Raw genomic sequence first — 23,205 nt, 5'->3', positions numbered from 1 at the left:
CTTGTTGGCATCCCCTTCGTTTAGAAGAACCGCGGGTCGTCGAAGGCGCCGCTGGCGACGAGATATACGTAGAAGTCCGCGAGGGCCACGCTGATCAGCGAGACCCAGGCGAGCAGCATGTGGTGCCGGTTGAGCCGGCCGACCCAGCCCCAGAGGCGGAACCTCACCGGGTGCTTGGAGAAGTGCTTGAGCCGGCCGCCGATGATGTGCCGGCAGGAGTGGCAGGAGAAGGTGTACGCCCAGATCAGGGTGATGTTCACCAGCATCACGAGGGTGCCGAGACCCGCGTGGCCCCAGTTGCCGTCCGCGTCCCGGAAGCTCAGCACCACGTCGTACGTCAGGATCCCGGCGACCGGGATCGCGAAGTAGAAGAAGTACCGGTGGATGTTCTGCAGGATCAGCGGGAACCGCGTCTCACCGGTGTACGTGGCGTGCGGCTCGGCGACGGCGCAGGCGGGGGGCGAGGCCCAGAACCCGCGGTAGTACGCCTTGCGGTAGTAGTAGCAGGTGAGCCGGAAGCCGAGCGGGAAGATCAGCACGATCAGGGCCGGGGAGATGCCCCACCAGCTCCCGAAGAGGTGCCAGTCGGCGCCGCCGTTCATGTCGGTGCAGTTCGACGCCAGGCACGGGGAGTAGAACGGCGAGACGTACGGCGCCGCGTAGTAGTCCCCGTTCGCGAACGCGCGCCACGTCGAGTAGACGACGAACGCCCCCAGGCCGAGCGCGGTCACCAGGGGCGGAACCCACCACCGGTCGGTCCGCAGATGTCGGTTCGGGATGGCCGCGCGCCCCTGCGTGTGGACACCGCGGCGGGCGGGACTGCTGTCGGCGGACTCGGTGCTGGAGGTGGTTCCGGTGGCCAATGCGTACTCCGGAGGGGAGCGGAAGGGGCGGGAGCCGGTGACGGCTGCGGTGCCGGGCTGGCTGCGGCTGCGGGGAGGGCGCGGTTACGGCGCGTGGCCGTGGGGCGATCCCAGGCCTTCGTCCTCGCAGTCGGACCACAGCGCGGGGTCGTACGGGGTGTCGGGCACGATCACCATCTCCACCGGGCCCGGTGGGGCGGCGGACGGTGCGGCCTCGCGCAGCAGGGTCAGGCTCTCGCGGAGGTGGTCCGCGTCGGCACGTACACGACGCATGTCGAGGCTGTTCCCGACGTGCTGCTCCAGCCGGCCCACGCAGCGGACCAGGTCGTCCAGCCGGCGCTGAACCGATGTCAGATCGTCTTGCAGGGACATGGATTTGCCCTCAGCTCTGCCGCAGTGCGGTTGGTGACGCTCATGCGGAAGCGAGTGTCGCGCGTCACATGCGCCATTGGGAAGAGCGCGTGCAGGGGAAATGGCGCCCGTTCCGGGATCGCGCCCCGGCCGCACGCCCGCGCGGGCCGCAGGCGGGCGCCCCACCGCCGTTCGGGTGGCCTGTGGCCCGCTTCGCGCCGTGTCGCGGCGCCGCGCGGGTACCTGTCGCTTTCAGTAGGTGCGATAAGCGACAAATACCGCCAACTGAGTATTACTGGTGCACGTCCCGAAGGCGTATGCCGGACCGAAGGCGGCCGGAGAGCCCGCGGAGGTACCTGACCCATGTCCCGCAGCGTCATTCCCGCATCCGTAGGCGGGGCAGAGCCCCGGCCCAGGTACCGCCCCCGGCCCGCAGGTCCGGGGCTGCGCGGTGCGGCCCTCGTGGGCGTCGCCGCGCTCGCCCTCGCCGGCTGCTCCGCCGAGACCACCGCGGCCCCGGCCGTCTCCGGCACCGACATCGCCGCCGCGCCCCGCGCCGGCGTCAAGGACGGCGGAACGCTGCGCTGGGCCGTCGACAGCGTGCCGGCCACCCTCAACGCGTATCAGGCGGACGCCGACGAGGACACGGCCCGGATCGCCGGCGCCGTGCTGCCCGTGATGTTCCGCCTCGACAACCGCGGCGCCCCGCAGCGCGACGCGGACTTCCTGGCCGACGCCTCCGTCGTCGAGACCGAGCCGAAGCAGGTCGTGTCGTACAAGCTCAACCCGAAGGCGAAGTGGAGCGACGGCCGGGCCGTCGGCGCCGACGACTTCAGCGCGCAGTGGAAGGCGCTGAGCGGCCGGAACGCCGCGTACTGGACCGCGCGCAACGCCGGCTACGACCGGATCGCCGACGTCAGCCAGGGCGCGGACAGCCACGAGGTCAAGGTCACCTTCGCCACCCCGTACGCCGACTGGCGGTCGCTGTTCACACCCCTCTATCCCAAGGCCGTGACCGGCAGCCCGGACGCCTTCAACGAAGGCGCCCGCTCCGCGCTCACCGCCGTCGCGGGGCCGTTCAGGATCAAGGACGTGAACCGCACCGGGGGCGCCGTCACCCTGGTCAGGAACCCGGCCTGGTGGGGCCAGCGCGCCAAGCTCGACCAGCTGGTGCTGACCGTCGTGCCGGCCGCCGGCCGCGCCGCCGCGCTGACCGGCGGAAAGCTCGACGTCGCGGAGCTGGACCCGACCGCCCTCGCCTCGGTCCGCAAGGCCGCCGCCGCCAAGAAGCTCGCCGTCCGCAAGGCCCCCGGGGCCGCGTACTCGCAGCTCGCCCTCAACGGCAGCACGGGCCCGCTGGCCGACGAACGGGTCCGCCGCGCGGTGGCCCGCGCCGTCGACCGGCAGGCCATCGCCGACGCCGTGCTGAAGCCGCTCGGCCTGCCCGCCAAGCCGCTCGGCAACCACCTGGTCCTCGCCTCGCAGAACGGCTACGCGGACCACAGCTCGGCCCTCGGCTCCGCGGACGCGGGCCAGGTCCAGGCGCTGCTCGCCGACGCGGGCTGGGAGCACACCGCACCGCAGTCCCGGTCCGGGGCCAAGGCCGCCAACCCGGCCAAGCCCGCCGCTCCGGTACCCACCAAGCCCGACGCGGCCGCCCCGGCCCTCGGTGTGACGGTGGTCGAGCCCAGCGGAACGCTGCGCAAGGCCGGCAAGCAGCTCAGCCTGCGGTTCGTCGTCCCCTCCACCTCGCCGGTGCTGGCCGACGTGGGGAACCGGATCGCGACGATGCTGTCGAAGATCGGGGTCCGCACCGAGATCACCAAGGTCGCCGACACGAGCTTCTTCCACGACCACGTCGCCTCCGGAAACTTCGACCTGGCCCTGTACTCCTGGCCCGGCACGGCCTACCCGGCCACCGACGACCGGCCGATCTTCGCCAAGCCGCTGCCCGCCCCCGACGGATCGCTGACCGTCGAGCAGAACTACTCACGGGTCGGCACCGACCAGATCGACCAGCTGCTCGACCAGGCCGGCTCGGAACTGGACCAGAAGGCGGCCCGCGACCTCACCGCACGGGCCGACTCCCGGATCTGGGCCGCGGCCGGCTCCGTCCCGCTCTTCCAGCGCCCCGAGGTCGTCGCGCTGCGGCCCACGGTCGCCAACGCCGGCGCCTTCGGCTTCGAGTCCCCCCGATACCAGGACATCGGGTTCCGTAAGTAGGGGTCCGGGCGCAGCGCTTTTGCCGGATCGGGCCGCCCCGCCGCCCGGATGGCGGAATACGCCCGGATACCGCCGCTGCCACGGGTCCTTCCGGTTGTCACACCGGTCCTGCCGGCTCCGGAAGGAGCCTGTGGGGCCGGTGATACCGGCGTTCAAACCTCGCTCGGGCGGCCGAGTCGCCGCGGGCCCCGTACCATGGGGTAAGGCCGCGGCTTGTCCTGCCCGGCGGGCGAGTGCGTCAACACGGAACGCGCAGCCATCCACGATCCCGGGAGAAGCGCCGCAGCATGTCCACGCGCCACGATATTCGTAACGTCGCCATTGTCGCCCACGTCGACCACGGCAAGACGACCCTTGTCGACGCCATGCTCAAGCAGGCCGGCGCATTCGCTGCCCACCAGCACCTCGATGACCGCATGATGGACTCGAACGACCTGGAACGTGAGAAGGGCATCACGATCCTGGCCAAGAACACGGCCGTGAAGTACCACCCCAAGGGTGGCGGCGACGTCATCACGATCAACATCATCGACACCCCCGGCCACGCCGACTTCGGTGGTGAGGTCGAGCGCGGCCTGTCGATGGTCGACGCGGTCGTGCTCCTCGTGGACGCCTCCGAGGGCCCGCTGCCGCAGACCCGCTTCGTGCTGCGCAAGGCGCTGACGGCGAACCTGCCGGTCATCCTGTGCATCAACAAGACGGACCGCCCGGACTCCCGGATCGACGAGGTCATCAACGAGACCTACGACCTCTTCCTGGACCTGGACGCGACCGAGGAGCAGATCGAGTTCCCGATCGTCTACGCCTGTGCCCGTGACGGCGTCGCCTCGCTGACCAAGCCGGAGAACGGCACGGTCCCCTCGGACAGCGACTCGCTGGAGCCGTTCTTCTCCACCATCCTGTCGACGGTCCCCGCCCCCGAGTACACCGAGGGCGCGCCGCTCCAGGCGCACGTCACCAACCTGGACGCCGACAACTTCCTCGGCCGTATCGCGCTCCTCCGCGTCGAGGAGGGCGAGCTCCGCAAGGGCCAGCAGGTCGCGTGGATGAAGCGTGACGGTTCGGTCACCCAGGTCAAGATCACCGAGCTGCTGATGACCGAGGCGCTCACCCGCAAGCCGGCCGAGATGGCGGGCCCCGGCGACATCTGCGCCGTGGCCGGTATCCCGGACATCACCATCGGCGAGACGCTGGCCGACCTGGAGAACCCGGTCGCGCTGCCGCTCATCACGGTCGACGAGCCGGCCATCTCCATGACCATCGGTACCAACACCTCGCCGCTGGTCGGCAAGGGCGGCAAGGGCCACAAGGTCACTGCCCGCCAGGTGAAGGACCGGCTGGACAAGGAGCTCATCGGTAACGTCTCGCTCCGCGTGCTGCCGACCGAGCGTCCCGACGCGTGGGAGGTCCAGGGCCGTGGCGAGCTGGCGCTGGCGATCCTCGTCGAGCAGATGCGCCGCGAGGGCTTCGAGCTGACCGTCGGCAAGCCGCAGGTCGTCACCAAGACGATCAACGGCAAGGTCCACGAGCCGGTCGAGCGCATGACGATCGACACCCCCGAGGAGTACCTCGGCGCGATCACCCAGCTGATGGCGACCCGCAAGGGCCGCATGGAGACCATGACGAACCACGGCTCCGGCTGGGTCCGCATGGAGTTCATCGTCCCGGCCCGTGGCCTGATCGGTTTCCGTACCGAGTTCCTCACGGACACCCGCGGCACCGGTATCGCGCACAGCATCTTCGAGGGTCACGAGCCGTGGTTCGGCGACCTGCGCACCCGTAACAACGGTTCCCTGGTGGCGGACCGCGCCGGCGTCGTGACGCCGTTCGCGATGATCAACCTCCAGGAGCGCGGCGTGATCTTCGTCGAGGCGACCACCGAGGTGTACGAGGGCATGATCATCGGTGAGAACTCGCGTTCCGACGACATGGACGTGAACATCACCAAGGAGAAGAAGCTCACCAACATGCGCGCCGCCTCCGCGGACAACACCGAGAACGTGGTGCCGCCGCGCAGGCTCTCCCTGGAGCAGTCCCTCGAGTTCTGCCGCGAGGACGAGTGCATCGAGGTCACCCCGGAGACCGTGCGTATCCGCAAGGTCGTCCTGGACCAGAAGGAGCGCGGCCGCGCGTACTCCCGCGCCAAGCGCTGACGACGGCCGGGCGCCTCGCGGTGCCGGTGCGTCCCGCCCGGGCCGCTGAACGGACACCGGGCGGTCGCTGAGACGTCACAGGGGCGCCACTGAGGCGTCACCGGGAGGGGGTTCGGGGATTTTCCCCGGGCCCCCTCCTCAGCTCTTCTCAGCGCGCGCGGACGCGCTTCCCGGGACGATCCAGGCCGGAGGCTGCAGTACCGGGGTCTTCCAGTAGATGTCGAGCCGGGTGATCAGCCCGTCCTCGCCGAGTTCCATGACGTTGGCGAACGACATCACGTTCCGCTCGTCCGCCGCCGTCGGCTGGATCGTCTCGACAGCCTCGTTGAGCACCCGCCGGCCGTCGGCGCTGAGGAACGTCCGGCGGGACTCCAGCCGGTGGAAGGCCATCCGCTCCGTCACCCGTGAGACGAACGCCACATAGGCGTCCCGGCCCCGGACGGTGTCGTCCTCGTCGCCGCGCATCCCGACGCGTACGAAGCCCTCCGCCAGGGTGGAGGCGACCAGCCCCCAGTCGTGCGTGTCGACCCCCCGCCAGAACGACTCCACCGTCTCCTGGCGCCGAGCGTGTTCCAACTCACTGTGGGGCACTGGGGATCCCTTCCCGCGGCCGGCTATAACCTGACGGTCAGTCAGATTAGCCGCCCCTCCGTCAGGAGGCGATGGGTGCGACCAGCTCGACCTCGAACCCCTCGGCGTTCTCCAGATAGGCGGCGTAGTGCGCCTCGCCGCCCGCGAAGGGGTGCCGGTCGGGGAACATCAGGGTCCAGCCGTGCCCGGGCGCCCGGGCCGCGAGATTGTCGGCCATGGCGCGGTCGGCCACGTGGAAGGCCAGGTGGTTCAGGCCCGGCCGGAGCCGCTCGTGCCGGTCGCCGGCGAGGGCGGGGGAGCGCTCGACCACGATGTACGTGGGGCCGAGTTTCCAGCTGCGCCCCGCGGGCCAGTCCTGGAACGGGGTGTAGCCGAGCTCGCCCAGCAGCCAGCCCCAGCTCGCGGTGGCGGCGGGCAGGTCGGCGACCCACAGTTCGACGTGATGCAACAGTCCGGAGATCTCCTGGCTCATGGGCCGATTCAACAGGCTCCGGCGGCCGGGCGGGCCCGGTCGTATCGGGGACGCGGGGAGGTGACCCGCGTAGACTTGCCGTGGATTTTTCGGACTCCCCGCAACCGATTTCGCCGGGCCTGCGTCCGCATAGCGGACGCGATTCGCCGGATGTTGCGTTAACAGTCCGTTTCGCGGGTGTCTGTCTACGTTCCAAATGTCCGAATTGTGGGCCAAGTTCATACCCGATGTGATCAAAGCGAGACCATTTGGGTGTGGTTACGCGCCTAAACGTGCCCGATAGTGGGACGCAGTTCAGCTCGGGTCAATGGGTCCAAGCGCTTATGGGGAGCGCCGACTCACGAGCAACAGAGGGCCGGTTTCGCTGTCAGGGGTGTCAGCGGATGGTCGGCCTTCTTTTCACGTAAAAACAGTGAACTCCTGAGGAGGCAATCCATGCGCGGTGCCAAGAGCGCCAAGTGGGTCGTTGGCGCGGTCATCGTTGCTCTTGCAGCGACCGCTTGCGGCGGCGACAACAAGGACGACAAGTCGTCCGCAGGTGCGGGTAAGGGCGGGGGCACCTTCAGCCTCGGCCTCGTGGAACCGGTCTCTATCGACCCGGTCAACGCGCAGGAGTCCGAGGGCATCCTCGTCACGGACAACCTGTTCACCGGCCTGTACGAGCCGACCGCAGACGGCAAGGTCATACCCGCCCTCGCGACCTCCAAGACGGTCAGCGACGACGGCAAGACCTGGACGTTCAAGATCAAGCCCGGCACCAAGTTCACCAACGGTGAGGTTGTCAACGCCGAGGCGTTCATCCGCGGTTGGACCCGTCTGGCGGCGAAGGCTTCCGCTTCGGACGTGGCCACGCCCAACGTCGGCGGGATCGACGGCTTCGAGGCGCTGCAGAAGGGCACGGGGACCACGTTCTCCGGCCTGAGCGCCCCGGACGAGAACACCCTCCAGGTGAAGCTCGCCACCCCGGACTTCGAGTTCGACGTCAAGACCACGCACACGTCGATGTCCCCGGTCCCGAAGGTCGCGGGCGCCGGCAAGAACCAGGCCTACAACGATGCCCCCATCGGCAACGGCCCGTTCAAGATGTCGGGCAAGTGGGAGCACAACAAGTCCATCACGCTGGTCCGCAACGACGACTACGGTCTGGCCAAGGCGCACCTGGACAAGGTCAACATCTCCATCCTGAACTCGGCGAACGCCTCTCAGCTGGAGTACCAGGGCTTCCAGTCGGGTCAGTTCGACTGGGCCCGGATGCCCACGGCGCAGCTGACCGCGGCCAAGGCCAAGTACACCGCGCAGGGCGAGTGGATTCAGGCCGAGACCAGTGGCATGAACTACCTGCTCCCGATCACGGACAACGGCCCGCTGAAGACCGCCAAGGCACGTCAGGCGATCTCCTACGCGATCGACCGTGACGCGATCATCGCGGGTGTCTTCCAGGGTATGCAGACCAAGTCGACGACGATCCTTCCGCCGTCGTTCGCGGATGTGTACACCAAGGACCTCTGCGTCTCCTGCATCAAGCAGGACAAGGAGAAGGCGAAGTCTCTCGCGGCCGAAGCCGGTCTCAAGCCCGGTGACGAGCTCCACTTCGGCTTCAACACCGGTGGTGGCCACGAAGAGTGGGTCCAGGCCGTCGCCCAGCAGGTCAAGGACGTCCTCGGTCTGAACGTCAAGATTGACGCGAAGCCGTTCAAGGAGCTGCTCGCGGCCCAGCAGGCGCCGGGTGCCACCGGTGCCTACCGCTTCGCGTGGGGTGCGGACTACCCGACCCCGGACAACTTCCTGTTCCCGCTGCTGGACTCCAAGTCCATCAACCCGGACGCGTCCGGCAAGGTCCAGGGCGACAACCGTGCCCGCTACAACAGCCCGGCGTTCGACGCACTGGTCGAGAAGGCCCGTAGCACGAAGGACACCACCGCCCGCAACGAGGTCTACAAGCAGGCCGAGAAGCTCGCGATGGACGACCAGGCCCTGATCCCGCTGTGGAACCGCACCCAGTTCCGTCTGGTGAACACCAAGAAGTTCGCCAACGGCGCCATGGACTTCCACGAGGACCCGAACCTCGCGCAGATCACCCTGAAGTAGTCACATTCCGCCGCACGTCGTGCGGCGCGAACCGGGGGCCGGGGAGACCGAGTCGAGACTCGGTCGCCCCGGCCCCCGGCCCCCGTCGGGAGCGGTGTGATCCACCGCCCCGTCCAGGCGCGCCCGATCCGGGCGTTGTGGCTGCTTCGGTGCGGCAGCGAGGTAGAGAGGTAAGTCATGGGAAGGTATGTGGTCCGCAGGCTGGGCCAGCTGGTTGTCGTCGTGCTCGGTGCGACGATGATCCTGTTCGCCTGCCTGTTCGTGCTCCCGGGTGACCCGGTGGGCTCGATCGGTGGCGACAAGGCGCGTGATCCCGCGGTGGTCAAGGAACTGCGCGCGCACTACGGGCTCGACGACCCGCTGGTCGTCCAGTACGTGCACTACGTGGAGAAGCTCGGCAAGGGTGACCTGGGCGAGGATTACACCCAGGGCCGCTCGGTCAACGAGATCCTCCAGCCCAAGTTGGTGAACACGGCGAAGCTCGCGGTGACCGCGATCATCTTCGACGTCATCCTGGGCCTGAGCGTCGGTGTACTGGCGGCGATGCGCAGATACTCGGTCTGGGATGTTTCGGTGACCTTCCTCACCACGCTCGCCGTCGGCGTACCTTCCATCGTTATCGGCATGATCCTGCAGCGCTTCTTCGTTGTGGAGCTGGGCTGGTTCCCGCTCATTTCGGACGGGTCGTTCAATTCGATGGTGCTTCCGGCGGTAACGCTGGCCATCATCGACGCCGCTCTCGTCGCGCAGATCGCCCGGAGCACCATGCTCGAGGTGCTGCGCGCGGACTACGTCAAGACCGCGGTGGCCAAGGGTCTGCCGCGCCGGACGATCCTGGTCCGGCACATCATGCGCAACTCGGTCATCCCGGTGATCACCTATCTCGGTATCTCCTTCGGCGGTCTGCTCGGTGGCGCCCTCATCACCGAGACGATCTTCAACTGGGACGGCATCGGACTCGCGCTGATCACGGCGATTCAGTCGCAGAACAACCCGATCATCGTCGGCGTGGTGACGTACAGCGTCGCTGTCTTCATCCTGCTGAACCTGATCGTCGATCTGCTCTACGCCGCACTCGATCCGCGAATCCGCCTCTCCTGACCCTCAGGGTCGTCCCGAATTAGGAGTCACACCATGACTGAGGTCGTCACGGGCATGGATGGGTCGGGTACCGCGGCCGGTCCGGCCCCGGCCGCGCAGAGCGCAGCCGAACCGAGCGTCGCGAGGGTCAGCAACTGGAGCGAGATCCGCGCCCGCTTCCTCGCCAACAAGCTGGCCGTCTTCGGCCTGCTGATCGTCGTCATCCTTCTGCTGGTAGCAGTGTTCGCCCCGCTGATCGCACCCGCGGACCCGCTCCACCAGGACCTGATGAACACCCTGAAGGAGCCGAGCAGCAAACACTGGCTGGGGACCGATGCCCTCGGCCGCGACCAGCTGTCGCGCATCATCTACGGCAGCCGGATCGCGATGATCGTCGGCCTGGCCTCGATCCTGCTCGCCTGCTTCATCGGCATCACCCTGGGTGCGATAGCCGGCTACTTCGGCCGCATCTGGGACACACTGATCATGCGCGTGGCGGATGTCTTCTTCGCCTTCCCGCTGCTCGTCGGCGCCATCGTCATCATCCTGCTGATGGGTCGTGGCGTACTGCCCGTCGTGATCTCGCTGGGCATCTTCTCCTGGGCCACCTTCGCCCGTCTGCTGCGCAGCCAGATCCTGTCGGTGCGCGAGATGGACTACGTGCACGCCGCCAAGGCGCTGGGTGCGAGCCGCCGCAGGATCGTGCTGAAGCACATCCTGCCCAACTCCGTCACCTCGGTGGTGGTCTACGCGGCCAGCAGCGTCGGTATCGCGATCGTCGCGGAGGCGTCACTGTCCTTCCTGGGTGTCGGGGTGAGCCCCGAGGTCGCCGAGTGGGGAAACATGATCTTCGCCGGCAAGGACTTCATGGGTGTCAAGGACTACCTGTGGGTGTACCCCAGCCTGTCGATCGTCACCACCGCGCTCGGCTTCGTCTTCCTCGGCAACGGCCTGCGCGACGCGCTCGACCCGAAGCTCCGGTGAGGCGCCCCCATGAGTCGGACCCCCACGAGCTACGAGCAAGCAGGACGAAGGTGACGGCATGACCACGGTTGAAACGGCCGCCGAGAGCATTGGAACGACCGCCGCCGGCGGGCCCCTGCTCGAAGTGCGCGACCTGCACGTGGAATTCAAGACCCGGGACGGTGTGGCCAAGGCCGTCAACGGCGTCAACTACAGCGTGAGCGCCGGTGAGACGCTGGCGGTGCTCGGCGAGTCGGGCTCCGGCAAGTCGGTGACCGCCCAGGCGATCATGGGCATCCTGGACAGCCCTCCCGGGCGCGTGGCCCAGGGCGAGATCCTCTTCCACGGGCAGAACATCCTGGCCCTGCCGGAGAGCGAGCGGCGCAAGCTGCGCGGCAACAAGATGGCGATGATCTTCCAGGACGCGCTGTCATCGCTCAACCCGGTGCTCTCCGTCGGCTTCCAGCTCGGCGAGATGTTCCGCGCCCACCAGGGGCTGTCGAAGAAGGACGCGAAGAAGAAGGCCATCGAGCTGATGGACCGCGTCCGGATCCCGGCGGCCAAGGAGCGGGTGGGCGACTACGCGCACCAGTTCTCCGGCGGTATGCGCCAGCGCATCATGATCGCGATGGCCATCGCCCTCGAGCCCGACCTGATCATCGCGGACGAGCCGACCACCGCGCTCGACGTGACGGTCCAGGCCCAGGTCATGGACCTGCTCGCGGAGCTGCAGCGCGAGTCCAACATGGGTCTGATCCTGATCACCCACGACCTCGGCGTGGTCGCCGACGTCGCGGACAAGATCGCGGTCATGTACGCGGGCCGGATCGTCGAGACCGCGCCGGTGCACGAGATCTACAAGCGGCCGGCCCACCCGTACACCAAGGGCCTGCTCCGCTCGATCCCGCGCCTGGACCAGAAGGGCCAGGAGCTCTACGCGATCAAGGGGCTCCCGCCGAACCTGCTGGCCGTTCCCTCCGGTTGCGCGTTCAACCCGCGCTGCGAGATGGCGCAGGACATCTGCCGGACCGATGTGCCGCCGCTGCACACGGTGACCGAGGCCGACGGCGGCGAGCTGCCGGGCCGTGGCAGCGCTTGCCACTTCTGGAAGGAGACGATCCATGGCTGATCTCAGCAAGGACGATGAGACGACAGTCGAGGCCGTCGAGGCGGCGATCAACGCCCCGGTCGACCGCGGCGAGCCGATCCTCCAGGTCCGGAACCTGGTCAAGCACTTCCCGCTGACCCAGGGCATCGTGTTCAAGCGGACGGTCGGCGCGGTCAAGGCCGTCGACGGCATCTCCTTCGACCTGTACCAGGGCGAGACCCTGGGCATCGTCGGCGAGTCCGGCTGTGGCAAGTCCACCGTCGCCAAGCTGCTGATGAGCCTGGAGACGGCCACCGCGGGCGAGGTGCTCTACAAGGGCCAGGACATCACCAAGCTGTCGGGGAAGGCCCTCAAGGTCGTCCGCCGCAACATCCAGATGGTGTTCCAGGACCCGTACACGTCGCTGAACCCGCGTATGACGGTCGGCGACATCATCGGCGAGCCCTTCGACATTCACCCCGAGGTGGCGCCCAAGGGCACCCGCCGCAAGAAGGTCCAGGACCTGCTGGACGTCGTCGGGCTCAACCCGGAGTACATCAACCGGTACCCGCACCAGTTCTCCGGCGGCCAGCGGCAGCGCATCGGCATCGCCCGCGGTCTGGCGCTCAACCCGGAAGTCATCATCTGCGACGAGCCGGTCTCCGCGCTCGACGTGTCGGTGCAGGCCCAGGTCATCAACCTGATGGAGAACCTGCAGGACGAGTTCAACCTCTCCTACATCTTCATCGCCCACGACCTGTCGATCGTCCGGCACATCTCGGACCGGGTCGGCGTGATGTACCTCGGCAAGATGGCCGAGATCGGCTCCGACGCCGAGATCTACGAGTACCCGACCCACCCGTACACCCAGGCGCTGCTCTCGGCCGTCCCCGTTCCGGACCCCGAGGCCCGTGCCCACCGCGAGCGCATCATCCTGACCGGAGACGTCCCGTCCCCGGCCAACCCGCCGTCCGGCTGCCGGTTCCGTACCCGCTGCTGGAAGGCGCAGGACAAGTGCGCCACGGACGTTCCGCTGCTGGCGATCCCGGAGCGCTTCAAGGGCGTCGACTCGCCCGCCGCCCATGACTCGGCGTGCCACTTCGCCGAGGTCAAGGACGTGGTGGGCGTCGCGTAACCGCGCCGCACACCGTGTGAGGGCCCCTGCTGATCCGTCCTGGATCAGCAGGGGCCCTCACGCGTTCCCGCTCGCTCGGTCCGCCACCAGGTGCGTGGTGGCGATGCGCATGTTCATGGCGCAGGGGATCGTGCCGTCCGGGAGGGCGAGGGAGGCCGCGCCCGCGGTGAAGGTCTCGCGCAGCGCGTTCGTGGCCTCCCGGGAGAGGGGGCCGAGGTCGTAGAGGGCGGAGAGGGTGACCCATACGTCCTCGAGGGAGCCGCTCAGGTCGATCCGTACGGTGTCCCAGCCGACCGGCGCGAAGCCGGCCGGGGTGAGGATCGCGTCGAGCCCCGCGCGGTCGCGGGTCCGCCGGTCGCCCAGGCGGGGGATCCGGTGGGTGTCGGGCACCGCCTCGACGACGGGTCCGGTCAGGGCGATGAAGAGCTCGTACGCCTCGCCGCCCGCGGCTCCGCCGCCCAGGGCGAGCGCCAGCAGACCGCCGGGGGTGAGGACCCGGGCGAGCTCTGCGGCGACCCGGTCGACGTCGTTCATGAGCATCAGCGCCATGTGGGAGACACAGGCGTCGAAGTGGTCGCCGGGGAAGGGCAGGTCCTGGGCCCGTGCCTCCAGGAGCGTCGCGCCGGCCAGCGCCGGCCGCCGGCGCGCGAGGGCCAGGTCGTCGGGGGAGAGGTCGACGCCCGCGAGCTCCCGGCCACCGGCCGGCGCCTCAGCTGCTCCCGCGTCAGCTGCCCCCTCGTCACCGGACTGCGCGCCGGCCGTTTCCGCCATCTGCTCCAGCAGGAACCCGTCACCGCAGCCGAGGTCCAGCACCCGCCGGTGTCCGCCCACCAGGTCGCTCAGGATCCGGTAGCTGGAGCGGCCGGCGGCGTCCCGGCCGCGGGCCAGGGAGCGCGATGTCACGGCCGGGTGCTCGGCGTGAAAGGCGCGCAGGAACGATTCTTCGGCTGATGGCATCACCCTTCTGACCCTATGTCGGACAACGCCGCTGAGTGAGGCGTTGGCCCACACGGGGTGTCGGCCGGGAGTTCGTGGGGCGACACGGGTGCGCTAGAGGTGCGTCGGTGACGGGTTTGGGGTGTCATGAGGAACTAAGTGTCATTTGTGACCCATGAGGAGGCACGCGATGCGCGGATCCACGCGCTTGAAGTGGGCCGTCTGTGCGACGGCCGTCGCCCTGGCGGCCACCGCCTGTGGCGGAGGGGGCAGCGACAGCGGTGGTGGAGGCGGCGCATCGGGAATCGTCAGTGCCTCGTGGGGAGACCCGCAGAGCCCGCTGGAGCCGGCCAACACCAATGAGGTGCAGGGCGGCAAGGTGCTGGACATGCTCTTCCGCGGTCTCAAGAAGTACAACCCGAAGACCGGCAAGGCCGAGAACATGGTCGCGGCGTCGATCACCACCACCGACTCGCAGAACTTCGCGATCAAGCTGAACCCCGGCTGGACCTTCAGCGACGGCGACCCGGTCACGTCCGACTCCTTCATCAACGCCTGGAACTACGGCGCGCTGCTGAAGAACGCCCAGAAGAACGCGAGCTTCTTCCGCTTCATCGACGGCTACGACGCGGTGCACCCGGAGAAGGAGGGCGCCGCGTCCACCGCCCAGACGCTCGGCGGGCTGAAGAAGGTCGACGACCTGAACTTCACCGTCAAGCTCGGCGCCAAGTTCTCCACCTGGCCCGACACGCTGGGCTACTCGGCGTACGACCCGCTGCCGAAGTCGTTCTTCTCCGACCACGCCGCCTGGCTGAGCAAGCCGATCGGCAACGGCCCCTACACGGTGGACTCGTACACCAAGGGCCAGACCATGAAGATGCGCAAGTGGGCCGGGTACAAGGGTCCTGACCCGGCCCAGAACGGCGGCATCGACCTGCGGGTCTACACCGACAACAACACCGCGTACACCGACCTGCAGGCCGGCAACATCGACCTGGTCGACGACATCCCCGCGTCGCAGCTCAAGAACGCCAAGTCGGACCTGGGCGACCGGTTCATCAACCAGCCGGCCGGCATCATCCAGACCGTCTCGTTCCCGCTGTACGACGCGAAGTGGTCGGGGCCGAACGCGGCGAAGATCCGCCAGGGTCTGTCGATGGCGATCAACCGCGCGCAGATCACCGAGCAGATCTTCCAGAAGACCCGTGAGCCCGCCAGCGACTGGACCTCGCCGGTGCTCGGCGAGGCGGGCGGCTTCAAGGCCGGGCTGTGCGGTGACGCCTGCACGTTCAACCCGACCGAGGCCAAGAAGCTCATCACGGAGGCCGGCGGCCTGCCCGGCGGGCAGGTCACCCTGACGTCCAACGTGGACACCGGTTCGCACAAGGACTGGTCCGACGCGGTCTGCAACAGCATCAACAACGCGCTCGGCAACGACAAGGCCTGCGTCTTCAACCCGATCGGCACCTTCGCGGACTTCCGCTCGAAGGTGACGAACAAGCAGATGACCGGCATGTTCAGGACCGGCTGGCAGATGGACTACCCGCTGATCCAGAACTTCCTGCAGCCGATCTACTACACCAACGCGTCGTCGAACGACTCGCACTACACGAACGCGAACTTCGACAAGCTCATCAACGAGGCGAACGCCGAGCCGGACACCGCGAAGGCCGTCGCGCTGTTCCAGGACTCGGAGAAGCAGCTCGCCATCGACATGCCGGCCATCCCGCTCTGGTACCAGAACGGCACCGGGGGCTACTCCACCAAGATCTCCAACGTGACGCTGAACCAGTTCAGCGTCCCGGTCTACAACGAGATCAAGGTCAGCTGACCCGCGCGGTGGCCCGGCGCGGTGACACCGCGCCGGGCCACCGCCCGACTTTGGGGAAGGCCCCATGGGACGCTATGTGATCCGGCGCCTGCTGCAGATGATCCCGGTGTTCATCGGCGCCACGTTCCTGATCTTCGTGATGGTGTACGCGCTCGGCGACCCGGTGGCCGCGTTCTTCGGCGACCGCGCCCCCGACCCCGCCACGGCCGCGCAGATCCGGCACCAGTACGGCCTCGACAAGCCGTTGTGGCATCAGTACCTCGACTACATGGGGAACATCTTCACCGGTGACTTCGGGACCGCGTTCAACGGGCAGCCCGTCACCGAACTGATGAAGAGCGCCTTCCCGGTGACGCTGCGCCTGACGCTTGTCGCGATCTTCTTCGAGATCGTCATCGGCATCACCTTCGGTGTGATCACCGGTATGCGCCGCGGCCGCCCCATCGACACCTCGGTGCTGCTGATGACGCTGGTCGTGATCTCCATCCCGGTCTTCGTGCTCGGCTATGTGCTGCAGTACGTGATCGCGGTGCAATGGGGCATCGGCGAGCCATCGGTATCGCCGGAAGCACCGCTCAACGAACTGATCCTGCCCGGCATCGTGCTGGCGCTGGTCTCCCTGGCGTACGTCACCCGGCTGACCCGGACGTCCATCGCCGAGAACACCCGCGCCGACTACGTCCGCACCGCCGTCGCCAAGGGGCTGCCCCGGCGCCGCGTCATCCTGCGGCACCTGCTGCGCAACTCGCTCATCCCGGTCATCACCTTCATCGGGACGGACATCGGCGGCCTCATGGGCGGCGCGATCGTCACCGAGCGGATCTTCAACATCCAGGGTGTCGGATACCAGCTCTACCAGGGCATCCTCCGGCACAACTCAGCGACAGTGGTCGGCTTCGTCACCATCCTGGTGATCGTCTTCCTGCTGGCGAACCTGCTCGTCGACCTGCTCTACGCGGTCCTGGACCCGAGGATTCGGTATGCCTGAGGAGTACGACCGATCGAACGAGTCCGTCGCCCCCACCGGCATGGGCGGAGGGATGGACCTGGCCGCCTCCGAGGCCCAGACGCTCGATCACGGGCCGGGCCACGGACTGCAACCGGGCGGCCCGACGGGCAAGCCCCGCAGTCTGTGGTCCGACGCCTGGCACGACCTGCGGCGCAACCCGATCTTCATCATCTCCGCGCTGCTGATCCTCTTCCTGATCGTCATCTCGCTGTGGCCCTCGCTGATCGCCAGCGGCAACCCCCTCCAGTGCGATCTGTCCAAGTCCCAGCAGGGCTCCCAGCCCGGCCATCCCTTCGGCTACGACAACCAGGGGTGCGACGTCTACACCCGCACGGTCTACGGAGCCCGCGCGTCGGTCACCGTCGGCGTCTGCGCCACGGCGGGCGTCGCGCTGCTGGGCGGCATCCTGGGCGGGCTGGCCGGCTACTTCGGCGGCGCCTGGGACGCGGTGCTCTCCCGGATCAGTGACATCTTCTTCGCCATCCCGATCATCCTCGGCGGCCTGGTCTTCCTGTCGGTCGTCACCAACTCCACGGTGTGGCCGGTCATCGGCTTCATGGTGCTGCTCGGCTGGCCGCAGATCGCCCGTATCGCGCGCGGCTCGGTGATCACCGCCAAACAGAACGACTACGTCCAGGCGGCCAAGGCGCTGGGGGCCAACCACACCCGCATCCTGCTGCGGCACATCGCCCCGAACGCGGTCGCCCCGGTGATCGTGGTCGCGACCATCGCGCTCGGCACGTACATCGCGCTGGAGGCGACGCTGTCCTGGCTCGGGGTGGGCCTCAAGCCGCCGACCGTCTCCTGGGGCATCGACATCTCGGCGGCGTCCACCCAGATCCGCAACGCACCGCACATGCTGCTGTGGCCCGCGGGCGCGCTGAGCATCACCGTGCTCGCGTTCATCATGCTCGGCGACGCGGTGCGCGACGCCCTCGACCCCAAGCTGCGCTGACGGAGGCGTTCCATGACCAGCCTGATCACGCAGGTCGAGCAGGATCCGCCGGACCCGCAGGGGGTCCTGCTGGACGTGCGGAACCTGCACGTCGAATTCCGCACCCGCGACGGGGTCGCCAAGGCCGTCAACGGCGTCGACTACACGGTGAGCGCGGGCGAGACGCTCGCGGTGCTCGGCGAGTCGGGCTCGGGGAAGTCGGTGACCGCGCAGGCGATCATGGGCATCCTGGACTCGCCGCCCGGCTTCGTCACCCAGGGCGAGATCGTCTTCCAGGGCCAGGACCTGCTGACGATGGGCAAGGAGGACCGCCGCAGGGTGCGCGGCGAGCGGATGGCGATGATCTTCCAGGACGCGCTGTCCTCGCTGAACCCGGTCCTGAGCGTCGGCGAGCAGCTCGGCGAGATGTTCACCGTCCACCGCGGGATGTCGCGCAAGGACGCCAAGGTCAAGGCGATCGAGCTGATGGAGCGGGTGCGCATCCCCGCGGCCAAGCAGCGGGTGGGCGACTTCCCGCACCAGTTCTCCGGCGGTATGCGCCAGCGCATCATGATCGCGATGGCGATGGCCCTGGAGCCCGACCTGATCATCGCCGACGAGCCGACGACGGCGCTGGACGTGACGGTCCAGGCGCAGGTGATGGAGCTCCTCGCGGAGCTCCAGCGCGAGCTGCACATGGGTCTCATCCTGATCACCCACGACCTCGGCGTGGTCGCGGACGTCGCCGACAAGATCGCGGTGATGTACGCGGGCCGGATCGTCGAGACCTCGCCCGTGCACGAGATCTACCGCAAGCCGGCCCACCCGTACACCAAGGGCCTGCTCCGGTCGATCCCGCGCCTGGACCAGAAGGGCCAGGAGCTCTACGCGATCAAGGGCCTGCCACCGAACCTGCTGCACATCCCGGCCGGCTGCGCGTTCAACCCGCGCTGCCCGATGGCCCAGGACATCTGCCGCACCGATGTGCCGCCGCTGTACGAGGTCAGCGAGACACGGGCCAGTGCCTGTCACTTCTGGACGGAGACCATCGGTGAGTGAGACCACGACCCACTTGACGAAGGAGCCCGCCGTCGCGCCGGACAGGGAGCCGATCCTGAGTGTCCGCGGTCTGGTCAAGCACTTCCCGCTGACCCAGGGCATCCTCTTCCGCAAGCAGATCGGCGCGGTGAAGGCGGTCGACGGGGTCAACTTCGACCTCTACCAGGGCGAGACGCTCGGCATCGTCGGGGAGTCCGGCTGCGGCAAGTCCACCGTGGCCCGGCTCCTGATGAACCTGGAGACGGTGACGGCCGGTCAGGTGCTCTACAAGGGCGAGGACATCACCAAGCTGTCGGGGAAGGCCCTCAAGGTCGTCCGCCGCAACATCCAGATGGTGTTCCAGGACCCGTACACGTCGCTGAACCCGCGTATGACGGTCGGCGACATCATCGGCGAGCCGTACGAGATCCACCCGGAGGTCGCCCCGAAGGGCGACCGCCGCAAGGCGGTCGAGGACCTGCTGGACGTGGTCGGCCTCAACCCCGAGTACATCAACCGCTATCCGCACCAGTTCTCCGGCGGCCAGCGGCAGCGCATCGGCATCGCCCGCGGCCTGGCGCTGCGCCCCGAGATCATCGTCGCGGACGAGCCGGTCTCCGCGCTGGACGTGTCGGTGCAGGCGCAGGTGGTGAACCTGATGGGGCGGCTGCAGGACGAGTTCAACCTCTCGTACATGTTCATCGCCCACGACCTGTCGATCGTCCGGCACATCTCGGACCGGGTCGGTGTGATGTACCTCGGCAAGATCGTCGAGATCGGCAACGACGACGAGATCTACGAGCACCCGACCCACCCGTACACCCAGGCGCTGCTGTCGGCCGTCCCCGTTCCCGACCCGGACGCCCGCGACCGGCGCGAGCGGATCATCCTCGTTGGCGACGTGCCGTCCCCGGCCAACCCGCCGTCCGGCTGCCGGTTCCGCACCCGCTGCTGGAAGGCGCAGGAGCGCTGCACGCTGGAGGAGCCGCTGCTGGCCGTCCCGGCGGTCTTCCGCGGGCTCGACTCACCCGCCGCGCACGACAGCGCCTGCCACTTCGCGGAGGAGAAGCAGGTGGTCCCGACGGAGGAGTGACCGGGCGGGCGCGGGCCCCCGCGGCCGTCAGGACGCGCGCACGCCACGGCCCGTACCCGGGTGCTGCTGGGGTGTCCGGGTACGGGCCGCGGGCCGAACGGAGGACGGAAGCCCGGGTCAAAGGGTCTTTTCGGCCGCCCCCTCGATCGCGGCCAGCGCCGGGTCGAGGATGATGTCCTCTTCCCTTGCCGCGATCGTCGGTTCTTCGGGGAAGTGGCACGCCGTGAGGTGGCCGTCCCGGTTGCCGCCGAGCTGGATCAGCGGTGGTTCCTCCGACGCGCACACATCGCGCGCCTTCCAGCAGCGCGTACGGAACCGGCAGCCCGACGGCGGGTTGATCGGGGACGGGACGTCGCCGGCCAGCCGGATGCGCTCCCGGTCCTCCCCGTCGATGTCGACCTCGGGGACCGCCGAGAGCAGCGCGTGGGTGTACGGGTGGCGCGGCCGGTTGTAGATCGAGTCCCGGTCGCCGACCTCGACGATCTTGCCGAGGTACATCACCGCGACCCGCTGGGTGAAGTGCCGCACGATGGCCAGGTCATGGGCGATGAAGAGGAAGGCGATCCCCATTTCCGCCTGGACCTTCTGCAGCAGATTGACGACCTGCGCCTGGATCGAGACATCGAGGGCCGAGACGGGTTCGTCGGCCACGATGAGTTTCGGTTCCAGGGCGAGGGCCCGGGCGACGCCGATGCGCTGCCGCTGGCCGCCGGAGAATTCATGCGGAAAGCGGTTGTAGTGCTCGGGGTTGAGTCCGACGGTCTCCAGCAGTTCCCGGACCCGCTGTTCGCGGCCACCGGGCGGATTGATGTTGTTGATCTCCATCGGGCCGCCGATGATCGTTCCCACCGTCTGCCGCGGATTGAGCGACGAGTACGGGTCCTGGAAGATCATCTGAATTTCCGAGCGGACCGGCATCATCTCCTTGCGGGTGGCACGGGTGATGTCCCGGCCCCGATAGGAGATCTTTCCGCCGGTCGGTTCCAGCAGCCGGGTGATCAGCCGGCCGGTGGTGGATTTGCCGCAGCCGGACTCACCGACCAGACCGAAACTCTCACCGGTGTGGATGGTCAGATCGATACCGTCGACCGCCTGGACCGCGCCGACCTTGTGTTTGATCGGAAATCCGGCGTGGATCGGGAAATGCTTGGTGAGGCCGGTGACTTCGAGCAGCGTCTCTCCCGAGGCGCCGTCGCGCGGTGAAGGGACCGCGTCGGCCTTGGTGATGGTGGTGTCCTTGCTCATGATGCTCGCCCCAGATGACCGGTCAGCCCAGCCGGGGCTGAATCTTCTCGATGAATACGGACTGCTTCTGCTCTGCGGTCAGATGACAGGCGGAACCCCGGCCCGCCGGCAGGTCCGGCCGGTCGGTGCTGCAGCGCGTACCGCCGACCAGGTCGAGGAACTCGCACCGGGGGTGGAACGCGCAGCCGGTCGGCGGATTGAGCAGGCTCGGCGGAGTGCCGGGGATCGGGCTCAGCGGTTCGTTGACGTCCGAGGACAGCCGCGGCATCGAGCTGAGCAGACCCCAGGTGTACGGGTGCTGGGGGGACTTGATGACCTCCCGCACCGAGCCGCGCTCCACGGCCCGGCCCGCGTACATCACCAGCAGATCGTCCGCGATCTTGGAGACGACGCCCAGGTCGTGGGTGATCAGGATGATCGCCGAGCCGAACTCCTGCTGGAGGTCCTTGAGCAGGTCCAGGATCTGCGCCTGGACGGTGACGTCGAGTGCGGTGGTCGGCTCGTCCGCGATGAGCAGGTCCGGGTTGCAGATCAGCGACATCGCGATCATCGCGCGCTGCCGCATACCGCCGGAGAACTGGTGCGGATAGTCGTCCACCCGGGTCTTGGGCTGCGGGATGCCGACCTTCTCCAGCATCTCGATGGCCTTCGCCCGGCCCTCGCGCCTGCTCGCGCCGGTGTGCTTCATGAACGGCTCGGCGATCTGCCGGCCCACCGTGTAGTACGGCGAGAGCGCCGTCAGCGGGTCCTGGAAGATCATCGCCATCTTGTTGCCGCGCAGCTTCTCCAGGGTGCGGTTGCTCGCCCCGGTCAGCTCCTGTCCGTCCAGCAGGATCTCGCCGGTGACGGTGGTGCTCATCGGGTTGTGCAGCCCGAGCACCGTCAGGTTCGTCACGGACTTCCCGGAGCCCGACTCCCCGACGATGCCCAGCGTCTTGCCGCGTTCGAGGTCGAAGGAGAGCCCGTCGACGGCCTTCACGATGCCGTCCTCGGTGGAGAACCGCACATGCAGATCACGCACGGAGAGGAACGGATCGGACCCGGGCAGGGCCGGTTCTCCCTCGGTCTTGGTCATGGTGGTCACTGACGGGGCTCCTAGGAGAGGCGCACGCGCGGGTCGATGAACGCGTAGGCGGCGTCCACGATGATGTTGAACAGGACGATCAGGGCGGCGCTGAACAGCATCACGCCCATGAGCATCGGCAGGTCCGTCCTGAGCACCGAGTCCACGGCCAGTCGTCCGATGCCCGCCAGCGAGAAGGTGAACTCGGTAATCATGGCGCCGCCCAGCAGGGTGCCGATGTCCAGGCCCAGCATGGTGACGATCGGGATCAGCGAGCCGCGCCACGCGTACCGGAAGAACACATAACGGCTCGACATGCCCTTGGCGCGGGCGGTGCGGACGTGTTCCTCCTGCAGCTGGTCGATCATCGTGGACCGGGACATACGCGTGTAGCCCGCGGTGAAGATGATCGACAGGACACACCAGGGGATGAGCAGTCCGCTGAACCAGCCGACGGGATCCTCGCTGATCGGGACGTACTTGGGCTGGTCCATGATCTGGTTGTTGTAGACCAGCAGGGCCAGCACGATCGGGCCGACGAAGTAGATCTGCATCGAGCTGAGCACCAGCGACACCGAGCTGAAGAACTTGTCGATGAAGGTGCCGCGCCGCCAGGCGGCCAGCATGCCGGCGCCGAGACCGACGAGCAGGAAGACCACGATGCCGCCGGCAGCGAGCGAGAGCGTGAGCGGGAAGCGGTTGAGGATGGTCGGCCAGACCGGGTCCGAGTTGGCGAACGAGTAGCCGAAGCAGGGGGCGCTGCAGTCGCCGACGCTGAAGTGGCGGCCCGCGAAGATGCCGACCATGTAGTGGAAGTACTGGACCGGGATCGGCTCGTCGAGACCGAGGTTCCGGTGGATCAGCGCGATGTTGTCGGGGGTGCAGTTCTTGCCGCAGGACAGCAGTGCCGGGTCGTGCGGGATCGCGAAGAACAGGAAGTAGGTGAAGGCGCTGATGAAGAGCAGGATGACTAGCGCGCCGAGCGTCCGGCGTACGAGGAATCGAAGCATGACAGTCGCAGCTCTCAGAGGACGGCGGCGGTGGGCTGTG

20 protein-coding genes are annotated in these 23,205 nt (G+C 68.1%); 12 read left to right on the top strand and 8 right to left on the bottom strand.

What is annotated here, in order from left to right; all coding sequences use genetic code 11:
- Positions 1-20: 20 nt before the first annotated feature.
- Positions 21-863, bottom strand: a complete 843-nt coding sequence (locus G3I60_RS14350) for a hypothetical protein (RefSeq protein WP_138351043.1) — start codon at positions 861-863, stop codon at positions 21-23.
- Positions 864-947: 84 nt separating this feature from the next.
- On the bottom strand, positions 948-1,235 hold the full coding sequence (locus tag G3I60_RS14345) for a hypothetical protein (RefSeq protein WP_138351042.1): 288 nt from the start codon (positions 1,233-1,235) through the stop codon (positions 948-950).
- A 342-nt stretch (positions 1,236-1,577) separates the two neighbouring features.
- Here G3I60_RS14345 and G3I60_RS14340 point away from each other — a divergent pair, with 342 nt between their 5' ends.
- A complete protein-coding gene (locus G3I60_RS14340) occupies positions 1,578-3,437 on the top strand; it encodes an ABC transporter family substrate-binding protein (RefSeq protein WP_164295298.1) in 1,860 nt (619 codons plus the stop codon).
- 287 nt (positions 3,438-3,724) lie between these two features.
- Positions 3,725-5,590, top strand: coding sequence for a translational GTPase TypA (typA, locus tag G3I60_RS14335; protein WP_138351040.1), 1,866 nt, complete (start codon positions 3,725-3,727; stop codon positions 5,588-5,590).
- Positions 5,591-5,728: 138 nt separating this feature from the next.
- Here typA and G3I60_RS14330 read toward each other — a convergent pair whose 3' ends face one another.
- Both G3I60_RS14330 and G3I60_RS14325 read right to left on the bottom strand, forming a co-directional pair.
- On the bottom strand, positions 5,729-6,181 hold the full coding sequence (locus tag G3I60_RS14330) for a nuclear transport factor 2 family protein (protein ID WP_164295296.1): 453 nt from the start codon (positions 6,179-6,181) through the stop codon (positions 5,729-5,731).
- A gap of 61 nt (positions 6,182-6,242) precedes the next feature.
- A complete protein-coding gene (locus tag G3I60_RS14325; RefSeq protein ID WP_203672899.1) occupies positions 6,243-6,653 on the bottom strand; it encodes a VOC family protein in 411 nt (136 codons plus the stop codon).
- Positions 6,654-7,088: 435 nt separating this feature from the next.
- Here G3I60_RS14325 and G3I60_RS14320 point away from each other — a divergent pair, with 435 nt between their 5' ends.
- From G3I60_RS14320 to G3I60_RS14300, 5 genes are all read left to right on the top strand, one after another.
- Positions 7,089-8,741: an ABC transporter substrate-binding protein gene (locus G3I60_RS14320; protein WP_138351038.1), complete on the top strand. Its 1,653-nt coding sequence runs from the start codon at positions 7,089-7,091 to the stop codon at positions 8,739-8,741.
- Positions 8,742-8,918: 177 nt separating this feature from the next.
- Positions 8,919-9,842 carry an ABC transporter permease gene (locus G3I60_RS14315; protein WP_164295295.1) on the top strand — a complete coding sequence of 308 codons (924 nt, stop codon included), beginning with the start codon at positions 8,919-8,921 and terminating at the stop codon, positions 9,840-9,842.
- A gap of 33 nt (positions 9,843-9,875) precedes the next feature.
- The gene (locus tag G3I60_RS14310) at positions 9,876-10,805 is read left to right on the top strand and encodes an ABC transporter permease (RefSeq protein WP_164295294.1); all 930 of its coding nucleotides are present in this window, start codon (positions 9,876-9,878) and stop codon (positions 10,803-10,805) included.
- Positions 10,806-10,863: 58 nt separating this feature from the next.
- Entirely contained in the window at positions 10,864-11,913 is a 1,050-nt protein-coding gene (locus G3I60_RS14305; protein ID WP_138351035.1) for an ABC transporter ATP-binding protein, read from the top strand.
- Complete coding sequence (locus G3I60_RS14300) at positions 11,906-13,006, top strand: ABC transporter ATP-binding protein (protein ID WP_138351034.1); 1,101 nt, start codon at positions 11,906-11,908, stop codon at positions 13,004-13,006. Before G3I60_RS14305 ends, G3I60_RS14300 begins: the two co-directional genes overlap by 8 nt.
- 57 nt (positions 13,007-13,063) lie before the next feature.
- On the opposite strand, the gene G3I60_RS14295 is transcribed toward G3I60_RS14300, so the two are convergent.
- Positions 13,064-13,963 (bottom strand): class I SAM-dependent methyltransferase, encoded by a 900-nt coding sequence (locus G3I60_RS14295; RefSeq protein WP_164295293.1) that lies wholly within the window; start codon positions 13,961-13,963, stop codon positions 13,064-13,066.
- Positions 13,964-14,132: 169 nt separating this feature from the next.
- Between G3I60_RS14295 and G3I60_RS14290 the strand changes: the two genes are divergently transcribed.
- From G3I60_RS14290 to G3I60_RS14270, 5 genes are all read left to right on the top strand, one after another.
- Positions 14,133-15,773, top strand: coding sequence for an ABC transporter substrate-binding protein (locus tag G3I60_RS14290; RefSeq protein WP_164295292.1), 1,641 nt, complete (start codon positions 14,133-14,135; stop codon positions 15,771-15,773).
- A 64-nt stretch (positions 15,774-15,837) separates the two neighbouring features.
- Positions 15,838-16,761 carry an ABC transporter permease gene (locus G3I60_RS14285; RefSeq protein ID WP_138351031.1) on the top strand — a complete coding sequence of 308 codons (924 nt, stop codon included), beginning with the start codon at positions 15,838-15,840 and terminating at the stop codon, positions 16,759-16,761.
- Entirely contained in the window at positions 16,754-17,737 is a 984-nt protein-coding gene (locus G3I60_RS14280) for an ABC transporter permease (RefSeq protein ID WP_164295291.1), read from the top strand. Before G3I60_RS14285 ends, G3I60_RS14280 begins: the two co-directional genes overlap by 8 nt.
- Positions 17,738-17,749: 12 nt before the next feature.
- On the top strand, positions 17,750-18,775 hold the full coding sequence (locus G3I60_RS14275; RefSeq protein WP_138351029.1) for an ABC transporter ATP-binding protein: 1,026 nt from the start codon (positions 17,750-17,752) through the stop codon (positions 18,773-18,775).
- On the top strand, positions 18,768-19,847 hold the full coding sequence (locus G3I60_RS14270; protein ID WP_343241285.1) for a dipeptide ABC transporter ATP-binding protein: 1,080 nt from the start codon (positions 18,768-18,770) through the stop codon (positions 19,845-19,847). Before G3I60_RS14275 ends, G3I60_RS14270 begins: the two co-directional genes overlap by 8 nt.
- 117 nt (positions 19,848-19,964) lie before the next feature.
- Here the strand turns inward: G3I60_RS14270 and G3I60_RS14265 are convergent, their stop codons facing one another.
- The 3 genes from G3I60_RS14265 to G3I60_RS14255 are packed head-to-tail and all read right to left on the bottom strand — an operon-like array spanning position 19,965 to position 23,165.
- Positions 19,965-21,092 carry an ABC transporter ATP-binding protein gene (locus G3I60_RS14265; protein ID WP_138351027.1) on the bottom strand — a complete coding sequence of 376 codons (1,128 nt, stop codon included), beginning with the start codon at positions 21,090-21,092 and terminating at the stop codon, positions 19,965-19,967.
- Between the two features lie 22 nt (positions 21,093-21,114).
- On the bottom strand, positions 21,115-22,176 hold the full coding sequence (locus G3I60_RS14260; RefSeq protein WP_164295289.1) for an ABC transporter ATP-binding protein: 1,062 nt from the start codon (positions 22,174-22,176) through the stop codon (positions 21,115-21,117).
- 11 nt (positions 22,177-22,187) lie between these two features.
- Entirely contained in the window at positions 22,188-23,165 is a 978-nt protein-coding gene (locus G3I60_RS14255) for an ABC transporter permease (RefSeq protein WP_138351025.1), read from the bottom strand.
- Positions 23,166-23,205: the final 40 nt, after the last annotated feature.

The organism is Streptomyces sp. SID13666, from assembly GCF_010548325.1.
In the GTDB taxonomy this organism is placed as follows: Bacteria; Actinomycetota; Actinomycetes; order Streptomycetales; family Streptomycetaceae; genus Actinacidiphila; species Actinacidiphila fildesensis.
Note: the sequence above shows the minus strand (reverse complement) of the source record. Positions and strands in the feature narration are given on the sequence as shown.

Bases quoted from the DNA above. Each gene is read 5' to 3' on its own strand.
- G3I60_RS14345 (WP_138351042.1), bottom strand. From the start codon at position 1,235: ATGTCCCTGCAAGACGATCTGACATCGGTTCAGCGCCGGCTGGACGAC.
- G3I60_RS14340 (WP_164295298.1), top strand. From the start codon at position 1,578: ATGTCCCGCAGCGTCATTCCCGCATCCGTAGGCGGGGCAGAGCCCCGG.
- typA (WP_138351040.1), top strand. From the start codon at position 3,725: ATGTCCACGCGCCACGATATTCGTAACGTCGCCATTGTCGCCCACGTC.
- G3I60_RS14325 (WP_203672899.1), bottom strand. From the start codon at position 6,653: ATGAGCCAGGAGATCTCCGGACTGTTGCATCACGTCGAACTGTGGGTC.
- G3I60_RS14320 (WP_138351038.1), top strand. From the start codon at position 7,089: ATGCGCGGTGCCAAGAGCGCCAAGTGGGTCGTTGGCGCGGTCATCGTT.
- G3I60_RS14315 (WP_164295295.1), top strand. From the start codon at position 8,919: ATGGGAAGGTATGTGGTCCGCAGGCTGGGCCAGCTGGTTGTCGTCGTG.
- G3I60_RS14310 (WP_164295294.1), top strand. From the start codon at position 9,876: ATGACTGAGGTCGTCACGGGCATGGATGGGTCGGGTACCGCGGCCGGT.
- G3I60_RS14305 (WP_138351035.1), top strand. From the start codon at position 10,864: ATGACCACGGTTGAAACGGCCGCCGAGAGCATTGGAACGACCGCCGCC.
- G3I60_RS14300 (WP_138351034.1), top strand. From the start codon at position 11,906: ATGGCTGATCTCAGCAAGGACGATGAGACGACAGTCGAGGCCGTCGAG.
- G3I60_RS14295 (WP_164295293.1), bottom strand. From the start codon at position 13,963: ATGCCATCAGCCGAAGAATCGTTCCTGCGCGCCTTTCACGCCGAGCAC.
- G3I60_RS14290 (WP_164295292.1), top strand. From the start codon at position 14,133: ATGCGCGGATCCACGCGCTTGAAGTGGGCCGTCTGTGCGACGGCCGTC.
- G3I60_RS14285 (WP_138351031.1), top strand. From the start codon at position 15,838: ATGGGACGCTATGTGATCCGGCGCCTGCTGCAGATGATCCCGGTGTTC.
- G3I60_RS14280 (WP_164295291.1), top strand. From the start codon at position 16,754: ATGCCTGAGGAGTACGACCGATCGAACGAGTCCGTCGCCCCCACCGGC.
- G3I60_RS14275 (WP_138351029.1), top strand. From the start codon at position 17,750: ATGACCAGCCTGATCACGCAGGTCGAGCAGGATCCGCCGGACCCGCAG.
- G3I60_RS14265 (WP_138351027.1), bottom strand. From the start codon at position 21,092: ATGAGCAAGGACACCACCATCACCAAGGCCGACGCGGTCCCTTCACCG.
- G3I60_RS14255 (WP_138351025.1), bottom strand. From the start codon at position 23,165: ATGCTTCGATTCCTCGTACGCCGGACGCTCGGCGCGCTAGTCATCCTG.